Here is a 13,399-nt window from a genome sequence, read left to right as displayed (position 1 = left end):
GAATTGTACCAGGAGAGCGAAAAATGTCCGATGTAAAAAACGAAACTGTAATTGCAAATCAGTCAGAACAAAAAGAAGCAGAAAAAATTGCAGAAATTTCAAAAAAAGGTTACCAGCTTTTAAAGGAAGACAGGATTGAAGACGCAATTTCCGCATTCAATTCAATTTTGCAGATTGAAGATAACAATAATTACGCTCTTGTCGGACTTGGCGATTGTGAAAGAAAGCAAAATCACTTTAAAAATGCAGTCGATTTTTATTCAAAATGTCTTTCTGTCCACCCTGGAAACAACTACGCTCTTTTTGGACTTGCAGACTGTTATAAGGCTTTAAACAAGTATCATAAGGCAATTGAAATCTGGGAGCAATATCTCGTACACGATGACAGAAACATTACCGTCCTTACAAGGGTTGCCGACGCCTATAGAAAAATCCGCGACTTTAAAAAATCAAAAGAAATGTATCTTAAAGTTCTGGATATGGAAGACAAAAACGCCTATGCCCTTATTGGAATCGGACATCTTTATTACGATTTTAAGGAATATAAAGACGCGCTTTACTACTGGACAAAAATGCTTGAAATAAATGCAGACGCAGTTGATATTCGCGTCCTTACTTCAATCGGAAACTGCCACAGAAAGCTAAAGACATTCGACAAAGGAATTAAATACTTTGAGCGCGCATTGGAAATGGATCCGGACAATTTCTATGTTCTTTTTGGGCTTGCAGACTGTTACCGCGGAATGAACCAGCAGTACCGCTCAGTTGAATATTGGAACCGAATTCTAAAAAATGATCCTGACAATAAGGTAATTCTTACTCGAGCAGGAGATGCTTACAGAAATACAGGCGATTATAAAACGGCGGAAGAATACTATAACCGCGCAATGGAAATCGACTTTGACATTTACGCAGCCCTCGGACTTGCCCTAATCTGCAAAGGTGAAGGAAATTTCGACGAAGCAATTGAAAGGCTGAACAATTTAATCAAAAACGATCCAAAAAATTACCGTCTTTACATAGATCTCGCTGACTGTTATTTAAAAATAAATGACAAAAATAAGGCTGTTGAGGTTTTAAAGACTTTTCAAAAAACTGGAACCAAAAGCACTGCAATTTCGGAGTTGTTAGGCAAAATAATTGAAGGAAAGCCTTTAAATTAGTTGAAAAAAGCATTATTTTTCTAGGTAGAATGAACGAAAAAACAGCAGTTTCAGGTCTTTTGCCTGAAGAAATTTCAGAACAGTTAAATATTACTCCGGCTTTCCGCGGAAAACAGATTTTCGAGTGGATTGGAAAAGGCGTTGACAGTTTTGACGCAATGACAAATCTAAGCCAGGAACTTCGCAATTCACTTTCCCAAAAAGCAGTCCTCAGATGCTGCGAGGTTTCTAAAGTTTTAAAAGATCCAGATGGAACCATAAAACTTCAGATTACTTTGAACGACGGACTTGCGGTCGAAACAGTTTTGCTTACGGATAAAGAAAACCGAAAAACAGCCTGTGTAAGCTGTCAGGTCGGCTGTGCAATGAACTGCGCTTTCTGCCAGACAGGACACCTTGGACTTGCAAGAAGTTTGACAGCCTCAGAAATCGTTGAACAGTTTTTGTACCTTGAAAAATATGCAGGTCCGCTCGACAACATTGTCTTTATGGGAATGGGAGAACCCATGATGAATCTTCCGGCAGTCAGAAAGGCAATTTCCGTCTTAACAGATAAACGGGGACGAAACCTTTCAGGAAGAAGAATTACGCTCTCAACGTCTGGAGTAATAAAAGGAATTTATGATTTAGCGGACAACGGTCCTTTAATCAGACTCGCGGTTTCGCTCACAACGGCAGATCCTCTTCTTCGTGAGCAAATAATGCCGATTACCAAGACAAATTCTCTTGAAGAGCTCCGAAAAGCAATAGATTACTATGCAAAAAAAACAGGAAAACGCGTAACTCTAGAAGCCGCCCTTCTTCATGACACGAACACGAGCGCAGAATCGGCAGAAAATATGATCAATTTTGCAAAAGGAATAGACGTAAACATCAACCTTATTCCCTGGAATCCTGTCGAAACCTTGCCATTTACCGAGCCTTCAAACAATGAATGTCATCGTTTTGTCGAAAAGCTTGAAAAAGCAGGTCTAAACGTAACACTGCGCACAAGACGCGGACGGGAAATCGGAGGAGCCTGCGGTCAACTTGGAAAAACACTTTCTGATAAAATCGTGGAAGGAAAAAAACTTTCAGGAAGCAAAAAATACGGAAACGGAGAAGATTAACGAGCTGTTTATTCGGAAGTTTTTTTGTTTCCTAATATTTTTTGATATAAAAACAAAAGTTATTTGAATAACTTTCAATTATTGATATAATAAATGAGGTTTTTTTTTAAGATACTGAGATTTTTATAGTCTCGCAGGAGAAAATTTCTTATGCAGAAAAAAATATATGTTGTTGGAATGTTTGATGCTGATACCTGTGCAAAAGTAGAAGCGGCAGTAAAAGCTGTTGCAGGTGTAACAAGTTGCGTTGCAAATGCAGACAAATCACAAGTTCTTGTTGATTTTGAAGGTTCTGCAGAAGATGCAATAAACAGCGCTATTTCTTCTACAGGTGTTGAAGTAATCAATTAAAATTATTTTTTAAGGAAGTGTCATGCTTAAAGTTACGGTTTTAGACGGTTATGCAGCAAATCCAGGCGATTTGGATTGGAATATTTTTAAGGATATTGCAGAATTGACGGTTTATGACCGTACTCCACCAGAACTTGTTGTTGAAAGAATCGGAGATTCCGATGCGATTTTTTTAAACAAAGTAAACATCACTAAACAGATAATTGAACAGTGCCCAAAGTTAAAATACATTGGAGTTATGGCAACTGGATATAATGTTGTAGACACAAAAGCTGCAAGAGAAGCTGGAATTACAGTAACAAATATTCCTGCATATTCAACAGATTCTGTCGCACAGCATACATTCGCCCTGATTTTGAATTTTACTAATCAAGTTGAACAGCATTCACAATCCGTTCAAAACGGCGATTGGATAAAAAGCCCTGATTTTTGTTATTGGAAAAGTCCATTGACAGAACTCAAAGGCAAAACATTGGGAATTTTTGGCTTCGGCTCAATTGGACAAAAAGTCGCAGAAATTGCGCATGCCTTTGGAATGAATGTAATTATTCACGTTCATTCACCAAATTCTTTTACGGGAAACGAAAAAACTGTTTCTTTAGATGAACTTTTTGGACAGAGCGACTTTATCACCCTTCACGCGCCAATGACAGCCGAAACATCTCAGTTGATTAACAAAACTACTATTTCAAAAATGAAAAAAACTGCCGTCATAATAAATACAGCCCGCGGAGGTCTTGTAAACGAAAGTGATTTAAGACAGGCTCTCGACGAAGGTCAGATTGCCGGCTATGCAGCGGACGTAATCGGAACAGAACCAATGAAAAACGACTGTCCTCTCTATAAGGCAAAAAATTGCGTTTTGACTCCGCACATTGCCTGGGCGCCTTTGGAAGCAAGACAACGACTTTTTAAGATCGCTCTTGAAAATTTAAAGGCCTTTGCTGCCGGAAAAAGCATAAACGTTGTTAATTAGAATTCTTGTATTGTATTTTCCTTGCAAAAACGGTAAATTATTTAAAAATACTAAAGAATTTTAGAGGTACTAAAGATGGGAAAGACAATTGCTCAGAAGATTTTTGAATCGCATTTGGTAGATACTCCGTTTGAAGGAACTTATGTTTTAAAGCTTGACCGTGTATTCTGTCACGAAATTACAACTCCAATCGCAATAAATGATTTGGTAGAACGCGGCAAAGACAAGGTTTTTGACCCTACAAAAATCAAGGCCGTAATCGACCACGTAACTCCTGCAAAAGACAGCAAAACTGCAACTCAGGGAAAAATATTAAGAGATTGGGCCCGCCGTAACAATGTAAAAGACTTTTTTGACATTGGTGCCAACGGAGTTTGCCACGCAATCTTCCCTGAAAAAGGCTTTGTACGTCCAGGTTTTACAGTAATCATGGGCGACAGCCACACTTGTACGCACGGAGCGTTCGGTGCTTTTGCAGCCGGAGTTGGAACTACAGACCTTGAAGTTGGAATTTTGAAGGGCGTATGTTCATTCAAAGAGCCAAAAACAATCAAATTTGTACTTAACGGAAAACTCAAAGAAGGTGTTTACGCAAAAGACGTAATTCTTCATTTGATTGGAAAAATCGGCGTAAACGGCGCAACAAACTGCGTAGTTGAATTTACAGGTCCAATCGTAGACAACATGGGAATGGAAGAACGCATGACTCTCTGCAATATGGCTGTAGAAGCCGGCGGTACAAGCGGAATCTGCTTCCCTGATGAAAAAACAGTTGAATACCTTTGGGAATTCATCAAAGACGAATATAAAACTAAAGAAGATGCCATTGCCGATTATGCAAAATGGCGCGATGACGAAGATGCAGTTTACGAAAAAGTAATTACAGAAGACCTTTCTAATCTTGAGCCAGTATGTACAATCAACTACAAACCGGATCAGATTAAAAATATTTCTGAAATGAAAGGCACACGTGTTGATCAGGTATACATTGGCTCTTGCACAAACGGACGTATCTCTGACCTTCGCATTGCAGCAGGAGTATTAAAAGGTCACCATCTTGCAGACGGAGTACGCGGAATCGTTTCTCCTGCAACTCCAAAAATCTACAAAATGGCTGTAGCAGAAGGCTTGATTGACATCTTCCTTGAAGCAGGATTCTGTGTAACAAATCCTACCTGTGGCGCCTGTCTTGGCATGTCGAACGGAGTACTCGCTGAAGGTGAAGTTTGCGCTTCTACAACAAACCGCAACTTTAACGGACGCATGGGAAAAGGCGGAATGGTTCACCTTATGAGCCCGGCTTCTGCCGCTGCAACAGCAATCGCAGGAACAATCACAAATTCAGAAAATTACAAAGGATAAAATAAAAGGCAGAGGATAATTTTTATTCTCTGCCTAAATGGGAGAAAATTATGAAAGCATTCGGTGGACCGGTACTTTTTTTGGATCGTTCAGACATTAACACTGACGAAATCATTCCTGCAAAATATTTGACTGAAATTTCAAAACAGGCTTTGAAACCATACTGTCTTGAAGACCTTAAACTCGATGGATTCGATGCAAAACGCGATGTTCCAGGAAAAAAAGTAATAATTACCCGTGAAAACTTTGGTTGCGGTTCAAGCCGTGAACATGCGCCATGGGCTCTCGAGGTAAACGGAATCTATGCAGTAATTGCTCCGAATTTTGCAAGAATTTTCAGACAGAATATGTACAACTGCGGTCTTCTTGCTTTGGAAATGCCAAAACGCGAAATTGACGACATGTTCCGCACCTTTGCCGATAAAGAATGCGAATGTAAAATCGAACCGAAAGATGACGGCACCTGGAAAGTAAAACTTATCGCCGGCTCTCTTTCAAAAAGTTATCCTTTTAAACTTGAAGGTTTTGAAAAGGCTCTGATTGAAAATGAAGGCTGGATTGGCTACGCTGAATCAAAATACTAGTTTTACATTTTTATAAAAAAAGGCTGTCTTGGAAAACTTTTCTAAGACAGCCTTTTTGCTTTTAAAGATGTTTTACTGTAATAACGATTTTATTTTTCGATAAAACCGCGTTTTTCCAGCTCCTTTAGAATTAAATCCACAATCTGCTCTGGAGAATAATTTGCAGTGTCTATTATCAAGTCGGCAAAGTCGTATTTATTGTTGTCAATTTCGTAGAGTTTTTTATAGCGACGGCTGTCTTCGCTGTCACGCATTGCCGTAAAACGTGCAATTTCTGCAAGATCACCGCCTTCACGGTTAAAAACGCGCCCTGCCCTGGTTTCGTCGCTTGCATAAAGATAGACTTTTAAATCTGCGATTTTTAACATCCAGATTGCAAGGCGGCTTCCAAGAACGCAACTTTCTTTTTCGGCAAGTTCAACCTGATGAGTGTCTACATATTTGTCGTAAAAATCATCATTTTTTGCATTTTCGATTACCTGAGCAAGTGTAAGACCTTTTTCTGCGGCAAGTTGACGGAAAGTATAATTGATTAGTTTAATTCCAAGTTCTTGGCTCAAAAGAGTAGAAACCGTTGTATTTCCGCAACCAGATTTTCCGCTGATTGCAACGCGAAGTTCTTTTTTTAATTTCATTTTTTCTCCAGTTTTAGTTAAAAAATTTTCAAGCAAAGCAAAATTATTCTACATTTTTACTCTGTTCACGGATATTTTCAAGGGCATCTTTTGCATTTATAACCATCTCGCCTACTTCCGTAAACTGATTTTTTGAGCCGATTGTGTTTATTTCGCGGTTTGCTTCCTGACAGATAAAGTCAATGCGTTTTCCAGGAATTGGATTTTGCAAAAACTCATTGCGCATTGCAGAAAGATGGCTGTGAAGACGAATGATTTCCTCGTTGATCGTGTATTTTATCATCATTGAGGCAACTTCTGTCATAATCCGGTTTTGGTCTACGCTGTCGCCCAAAAGCTCGTTAAAGCGGGTTGTAATCTGTTCCCTAAACTTCTGTTCCATTTTTGGCTGCCATTCCTTAAAGAAAGAAGCGCACTTGTCGAGAATATCAAGTTTTTTTAGAAGATCTACTTTGAGGTTTTCGCCCTCGCGTTCACGGTCAGAGACAAACTGTTCAAAAACCTCGTTAAAAACAGGCTCGATTTTTGACCAATAAACTTCGGCATCATATTCATGAGTGATATTTAAAACTCCGTCCTGAGACACAATCAGAGAAAGAGGAATTGAAGCGGTCGGATAGCCAAGTGCTTCGCTTACTTTTGCGATTGCATCGCGATACATTAAAGCCGCGGCAGGGTCAGGATTTACCTTTGCAGTAGAATTCATATCTTTTACGCGAATTGTAAGGTCGATTTTTCCGCGCACGATTTTAGAAGAAACGATTTTGCGGATTTTTGATTCAAGAGGATTCAAGAACGAAGGCATATTCACATTCAAATCCAAAAAACGGTTGTTCACGGATTTTATTTCGACGCTTATTTGAGTATTTTCGACTATGGTTTCCTTAAAACCATATCCTGTCATGCTGTTCATAAATTTTTATCTCCATTTTATTGTTAAATTTCCACTGGTAAATTGCGCTAGATTAGAAATATCAGTTTTTTGTTTCAAGCATTTTTAGAACTTTTGTTCCAACCTGCCAGTTGTTTCCGGCGCCCATTGTTACAAAAATATATCCGTCAGGATAATCGCTTCCAGAAGGCTCGGAAAGCATTTTAACTGCGTTTTTTGCAGCCTCATCAAATTCGCCACAGTAAGTTACATCCTTATGATATTTTTTTGCATGTTCAGAAAGAATTTTGCCACTGACCTTTGCACAGGAAGAGTTTTCGCGGGCACTTGCATAAATTTTATTGATGATAACCTTGTCAGCACTTTCAAAACTGGAAGCAAATTCTTCGAGCAAAGCCGCCGTTCTTGTGTATGTGTGGCTCATAAAGTCAACGATAATCTTGTGTCCTTTATAAAAATTGCGAAAACCTTCGAGCGTCGTCTTGATTGCTGTCGGGTGATGTCCGTAATCGTCAATAAAAATAACTTCCTGTCCAAGAGGAGTTTTTGCACGTCCTACGATTTCGCTTCGTCTTCTTCCGCCGGTAAAACTTAAAAGGCCTTCTTTGATTTTTTCTTTGCAGAAAGACAAATCTTTTCCGTAAGTTTTTAGAAGTTCGCAGTTTAAGGCAATGGCAGCGACAGAATTGCGGACATTGTGCTTTCCAGGAACGCAGATTGCACATTCTCCGAGACACGCAACTTCAAAATATTGCTTTCCGCCTTCAACACGGCCGAATTTTAAGCGATAGTCGCCATCCGCATTCTCGCCGTAAGGAATCATTTTTATGTCAGGGCGTTTTTCAAAAGCGATTTTTGCAGTCTCCAACGCGCCGACGTCATCGGCGCAAAAAATCAATTGTCCGCCCTGAGGCAAAAGACAGATATAATCGACAAAAGCGCGCTGAATGTCTTTAAAAGTCGGATAATAATCCTGATGATCGCTTTCGACAGAAGTAAGAATAATTTTCTGCGGAAAAAAAGACATAAAGTGTCTTTGATATTCGCAGGTTTCCGCAATAAAAAAAGATTTTTTTAAGGGAGAGACTTCGGCAGAAACCGGACTTGTATAAGTGCAGCCTCCAAAAGACGAAATTATGCTTCCTGCAAGGACTGCGCCCGGAAAATCAAGTTCCTTAAAAATAGAGCCGCAAAGACCTGTCGTTGTAGTTTTTCCGTGAACTCCACAGACTCCGCACGAATAAGCATTCTTTGAAAACGCTCCCAGAGCCTGAGTATAAAGCAAAACAGGAATTCCGCGTTTTACGGCTTCTGCAAGGTCAGGATTGGTATCTGGATTATATGCAGAAGAGTAAATCACAAGCTGAACGCTGTCAGTAATATTTTGAGAACTAAAAGGCAGAGCCTTAATCTTTAGCTTGTCAAGGATTTCGTCAGTGTAAAAACGTTCAGAAACATCGCTTCCAGTAATTACAGCCCCGCGGGCATGTAAGATTTCGACAAGAGCAACAACACCAGTTCCTTTTATTCCGACACAATGAATATGAAAACCTTTCAAATTGGAAGGCAAAACAGAATCACACATTTTATTAAAAATTCCAAAAAAAATAAAATCAGCGGCAAAAGCAAAATGCCCAAGCCGACATAGTATTTTACTTCTTTTGACGAATTGCTTCAATTCACTGTGTCAAAATGTATAAAACTAGTCTTACTTTTCCGTGCCTTTTGCTATTTCAACAGCGCTTGTCAAAAAACCCGCAAGGCTCTGAATGTCAGATGGAATTATGATTTTTGAGGCTTTTCCGTCGGCGGCCTTTTCAAATGCCTCAAGAGAGCGAAGACGGATTGTGGCGTCATCAATATTCGCCTCACGCAACATTCTTAAGCCCTGGGCCTTTGCCTGCTGAACTTCAAGAATCGCCTCTGCCTCGCCTTTTGCCTTTTGAATCGCAGATTCTTTTTCTGCCTCCGCCTGAAGAATCATGGACTGTTTTTTACCTTCGGCAATGAGAATATCGGACTGCTTTTTTCCCTCGGCAATCAAAATCTGCTCACGTCTTTCACGTTCCGCCCTCATTTGCTTTTCCATGGCTTCGCGGATTGCCTGAGGCGGCTCAATGTTTTTTACTTCGACGCGGTTTACCTTTATGCCCCAAGGGTCTGTAGCTTCGTCAAGAATTGTGCGCATTTTTGTGTTTATTACGTCACGGCTTGTGAGCGTTTCGTCAAGTTCCAGTTCACCAATTATATTGCGCAAGGTTGTTGCAGTAAGGTTTTCGAGAGCGTTCATTGGATTTTCGACACCATAAGTATAAAGTTTTGGATCTGTTATCTGACAATAAACAACGGTATCAATCTGCATTGTAACATTATCTTTTGTAATTACAGGCTGAGGAGGAAAATCCCGCACATCTTCCTTTAAGGAAGCACGTTTTGCAATACGGTCAATGAGAGGAATTTTTAAATGAAGACCAACCTGCCACGTTTTTGAATACGCACCAAGACGCTCAATTACAAAAGCCTGCGACTGCGAAACAATTCTAATGTTCGCGATGATAAGAACTACGATTACGGCACAGATTCCAGAAATTACAAATATCATTTTTGACTCCCTGCTAAATTTTTTGCACGATTAAAGTATTACCTTCGATTGAAACAACTTTACATTCACTTGATTCAAAAACCTCAGAACCATCCGCGGTTTTTGCAGACCAGATTACTCCGTTTGCAACCTTTACTTCTCCTTTCTGAAATTTTAAAATCGGCTTTACCACAAGTACAGTCTGTCCTTCAAGAGCGTTGACATTGGTTTCAATTTTTTTACCAAGAAATTTCTTTACAACAAACGAACGCGTAAAAATTACAAGAACAAGCGTAATCCCAGTAAAAATAAGAACCTGCCACTGCAATGCAAGACCTGTGCGCGAAATAAAAATCATAGGAAAAGCCGCTAACGCAGCCCAGATTGTCGTAAGCGCAAGGGTTCCTGCTTCGATTAAAATGAGAATCAGCATAATGCCAAGCCAGATCCACGAAGAATAATCCGCAAAAAATTCACTCATAAAAAAATTATATCACGTTTTTTTAATGAAATAAAAAAAATTACATAAAATCTGTATTTTATTCTTAAACAGGTATTTCATAGCCACCTTTTAGAATAAAATCGCGAAGCAAGTTGTCTGCTTTCATCTTAACCTTAAACGGCAGTATTTTAGTTTTTTCCACCTTTTCAAAATATTTCTTTGCTTTTTCTTTATCGACTGTATTGCTAAGTTCTGCAAATCTGCCAAATTCATTGAGATTACTTTCATTTAATTTCAAACTCATAATATTTCTGAGTATTTCTTCATTCAGGCCTAACGCAGTTGCAATTTGATGGATCTGGGCATTTTTAGCCTTTGACAAATATTCATTGATATAATCTCTCAATGATTTGCCCTCTGTTACTACGACCTCGCCTCTTTGAATATCGTGCAGGAAAATATTAGCATACTTTTGCTCTTCCTGAGAAAGCGTTGCAAAAGTTTTATGCAGCTCAGTTTCCACTTGTTCTATCGCTTCCTGTGTCGTTCCATCGGCGTTAATCAATTTAATATACTTATCAAAACGAGAGTTCATATAATCAGAGTCGATTAAGCCGGTGTCAATTTCGGTAATGTAGCCAACAAGGTCATACGGAACATCACCGCCGTCTGTACCTTCGCTACCGCCGGACAATTCCTTGTATCTGAGAGCCAATATCAAATATGAGTTTTCGTCTATGGTTACATCAACGACTTCTCCTGTTGCTTCGTCAACATAAGAAGTAACGCCCCATTTAAAGCCTTGAATTTTCGCTGCTTCTAAATATTCGTTAAACTCATTAAAATCTTTTGCAAATTTTCTACAAACCGCAGTGTCGGCAGGCAATTTCTCAAAGTTTTCAATTCCTGCGTTATGGAATAAATCAGAAATGCTTTCGTAAAGACTATTCATTTGCTTTAAGTTTTCTACAAGATGCTGAACAAACAAGTCAAGAGGTTTGTCGCCTGAATACGCCTTTACAGCTTTGTTAATATTTCGCTCCATAGTGTGAGGCTTACGATAATATCGGATTGTACCGAATGGTTTATCCGGTCCAAACAAACGATTAGTACGAGAAAACGCTTGAATTATGTTTTCATACTGAAGAACCTTATCCATATACAAGGTGTTAATCCACTTTGAATCGAAGCCTGTAAGCATTTGGTCAACAACAATAAGTAAATCGATTTGTTTTTCAGGTTCGTTTGCAATTCTTTCATACGGTTTTTTATGTGCAAGCCGAGAGGCTATATCCTTTTTCATTTTAGCAAATGTAGGAATGGTAAAATCTTGGCTGTACTTTTTGTTGTAGTCGCTTATTATTTCCGCAAGTCCATCTTCCTTAAATTGAAAGCCTCCATTGTTGTCAATGCTCGGGTCAAATAAGGCTGTAACTTTCAGTTCTGGCTTCGTTTCTTTGAACAGTCTATAATAGTCGATTGCTTCCGGAATGCTGCTTGTAGCAAAAATAGCATGAAACTTGCTGTTATGACTTAAAGTTATCCAATTATCCAATATATCTTTTACGACCGTTTTTGTATGCTCTTCGCTCTTATATTGAACACTTGGTATATAATCCTCAATACCTTTTATATAGTCGCCTTTTTCGTCCTCATGGCCCGCCATTGCAACTTGGCTTGCATCCATATATTTATAATATACTTTGCTTTTAACAGGGTCGGAAATTGCTTCCTCAACGGTTTGTGCCTTTGCTTTTTCTAAGGCAACAACCTTGCGAACATCCTTATCCTTAAAGGTTAATACTTTATACGGGTCGAATCCAAGTACGTTCTTATCTCTAATACCGTCGGCAATACTGTATTTATGCAGTTCGTTTCCAAAAACAGTAGTCGTTGTGTTCTTTTTCTTTTGATTTTCTTTTTTAATCGGTGTGCCTGTAAAGCCAAAGAACATCGCATTAGGGAATGTGTTTTTAATAGTAATCAGCATATCACCAAAAGTAGAACGATGTGCCTCATCAACAATAAACACGATACGCTTATCGCTTATAAGTTCAATATCACGAGCGTTCAATCCGCCTGCTTCTTCTTTAATATTGCTCATCTTTTGAATAGAAGTTACAATCAAAGTGTCGGCAGGGTTTGAACTCTTTAATTTTGTTATTAAATCATTTGTGTTTTCGGTTGCTTGAACAGACTCGTTTTCGTCAGCAAAACCACGATACTCTTTAAGAGATTGCGTACCAAGTTCAATTCTATCCGTAAGGAATATAACTTTGTCGGCATCTTTTGAACTTGCAATTAACTGTGCCGACTTAAAACTTGTCATAGTCTTGCCCGAACCGGTAGTATGCCAAACATAACCGCCGAGTTGATTGTTGCCTTCCCATTTAGCCTTTGCAACCTTATCAGAAATAGCACTTGCCGCAAAATATTGGTAACTACGCATTACTTTCAATACACCGTCGGAGTCATCAGCAACAGTATAGAAGCCTATAAGCTGATGTGCCATAGGTATAGACAAAAGAGTGGAAGCAACTTTATCCCATTCGTTTATAGGTTCATTATTGAAATCAGCCCAATGGAAATAATAATCCGGATTGAACTTGCCGTCCGGACCAGGATTTGCAAAGTAAACAGCCTCGTTTGGTTCCATTGCAACAAAAATCTGAACCAAAGAGAATAAACCGCTGAATATTCCTTCGTGTGAATACTTCTCAATTTGATTGCAAGCTTGACTTACAGGGATGCCGCTTTTTTTCAACTCAATATGTATTACCGGCATACCGTTAATAAGTAACATTAAGTCTCCACGACGGTCATTCAACAGCTTTGATTTTGTAGGGAATTTAGGTTGTTGAACTATTTGGTATCTACTTTGACCTGCTGCAATTTCACGGCGGTCGTAAATTTTCAAGCTGATTTCTTTACCAAAGTGCAACTTATCCTCAGGATTATCTCTGACAATAGATACACTTTTTCCGTTAATAAAGCCGTTTAACTTTAACGGTGTTCTTAGAGCTTCGATTTGCTCTAAGATTTGCTGCATTTCGCTTTCTGTCAGAGGATAATCGTTCAATCTGTCAATATCTCTATTGTTTTCAAAGAGTATATTTGCCCAGTTTTGTAATAAATCTTTTTCAGAATAGTTTTTAAGAACTTCTTTTTCCCATCCTTTTTCGGACAGTATTTTAATCAGAGCTTCCTCAAATTCTGACTCTTTATTAAAAACCATTGCGTTTCCCTCCTAACTGTCAAACAAACATATTTTCAAGGCACGATTTTTTGAGATTTTTCAGTTTTT

At 38.9% G+C, this 13,399-nt stretch carries 12 protein-coding genes; 6 read left to right on the top strand and 6 right to left on the bottom strand.

From position 1 onward, the window contains the following. Window positions 1–23: 23 nt before the first annotated feature. The 6 genes from ACT6XC_RS04215 (at window position 24) to ACT6XC_RS04190 (ending at window position 5,545) form a co-directional block, all read left to right on the top strand. Window positions 24–1,163: a tetratricopeptide repeat protein gene (locus ACT6XC_RS04215; protein ID WP_443740906.1), complete on the top strand. Its 1,140-nt coding sequence runs from the start codon at window positions 24–26 to the stop codon at window positions 1,161–1,163. A 29-nt stretch (window positions 1,164–1,192) separates the two neighbouring features. Further along, on the top strand, window positions 1,193–2,272 hold the full coding sequence (gene rlmN, locus ACT6XC_RS04210; RefSeq protein WP_443737353.1) for a 23S rRNA (adenine(2503)-C(2))-methyltransferase RlmN: 1,080 nt from the start codon (window positions 1,193–1,195) through the stop codon (window positions 2,270–2,272). A 150-nt stretch (window positions 2,273–2,422) separates the two neighbouring features. Then, window positions 2,423–2,623, top strand: coding sequence for a cation transporter (locus ACT6XC_RS04205; RefSeq protein WP_443737354.1), 201 nt, complete (start codon window positions 2,423–2,425; stop codon window positions 2,621–2,623). Between the two features lie 22 nt (window positions 2,624–2,645). Further along, entirely contained in the window at window positions 2,646–3,599 is a 954-nt protein-coding gene (locus ACT6XC_RS04200) for a D-2-hydroxyacid dehydrogenase (protein WP_443740905.1), read from the top strand. 75 nt (window positions 3,600–3,674) lie between these two features. Beyond that, entirely contained in the window at window positions 3,675–4,961 is a 1,287-nt protein-coding gene (locus ACT6XC_RS04195; RefSeq protein ID WP_078929996.1) for a 3-isopropylmalate dehydratase large subunit, read from the top strand. A gap of 50 nt (window positions 4,962–5,011) precedes the next feature. After that, window positions 5,012–5,545 carry a 3-isopropylmalate dehydratase small subunit gene (locus ACT6XC_RS04190; RefSeq protein WP_078929994.1) on the top strand — a complete coding sequence of 178 codons (534 nt, stop codon included), beginning with the start codon at window positions 5,012–5,014 and terminating at the stop codon, window positions 5,543–5,545. A gap of 89 nt (window positions 5,546–5,634) precedes the next feature. Here ACT6XC_RS04190 and cmk read toward each other — a convergent pair whose 3' ends face one another. The 6 genes from cmk to ACT6XC_RS04160 all read right to left on the bottom strand — a co-directional run bounded on the left by cmk (window position 5,635) and on the right by ACT6XC_RS04160 (window position 13,330). Then, a complete protein-coding gene (gene cmk, locus ACT6XC_RS04185; RefSeq protein ID WP_443740904.1) occupies window positions 5,635–6,180 on the bottom strand; it encodes a (d)CMP kinase in 546 nt (181 codons plus the stop codon). A 43-nt stretch (window positions 6,181–6,223) separates the two neighbouring features. Further along, on the bottom strand, window positions 6,224–7,093 hold the full coding sequence (locus ACT6XC_RS04180) for a YicC/YloC family endoribonuclease (RefSeq protein WP_443740903.1): 870 nt from the start codon (window positions 7,091–7,093) through the stop codon (window positions 6,224–6,226). Window positions 7,094–7,154: 61 nt separating this feature from the next. Continuing rightward, window positions 7,155–8,657 (bottom strand): UDP-N-acetylmuramate--L-alanine ligase, encoded by a 1,503-nt coding sequence (gene murC / locus ACT6XC_RS04175; protein ID WP_443740902.1) that lies wholly within the window; start codon window positions 8,655–8,657, stop codon window positions 7,155–7,157. A 123-nt stretch (window positions 8,658–8,780) separates the two neighbouring features. Continuing rightward, window positions 8,781–9,674, bottom strand: coding sequence for an SPFH domain-containing protein (locus ACT6XC_RS04170; RefSeq protein WP_443737360.1), 894 nt, complete (start codon window positions 9,672–9,674; stop codon window positions 8,781–8,783). 13 nt (window positions 9,675–9,687) lie between these two features. Beyond that, entirely contained in the window at window positions 9,688–10,134 is a 447-nt protein-coding gene (locus tag ACT6XC_RS04165) for an NfeD family protein (RefSeq protein WP_443740901.1), read from the bottom strand. A gap of 64 nt (window positions 10,135–10,198) precedes the next feature. Next, window positions 10,199–13,330, bottom strand: a complete 3,132-nt coding sequence (locus ACT6XC_RS04160; RefSeq protein ID WP_443740900.1) for a type I restriction endonuclease subunit R — start codon at window positions 13,328–13,330, stop codon at window positions 10,199–10,201. Window positions 13,331–13,399 lie beyond the last annotated feature (69 nt).

It is taken from the genome of Treponema berlinense, assembly GCF_052273165.1.
GTDB lineage: Bacteria > Spirochaetota > Spirochaetia > Treponematales > Treponemataceae > Treponema_D > Treponema_D berlinense_A.
Note: the sequence above shows the minus strand (reverse complement) of the source record. Positions and strands in the feature narration are given on the sequence as shown.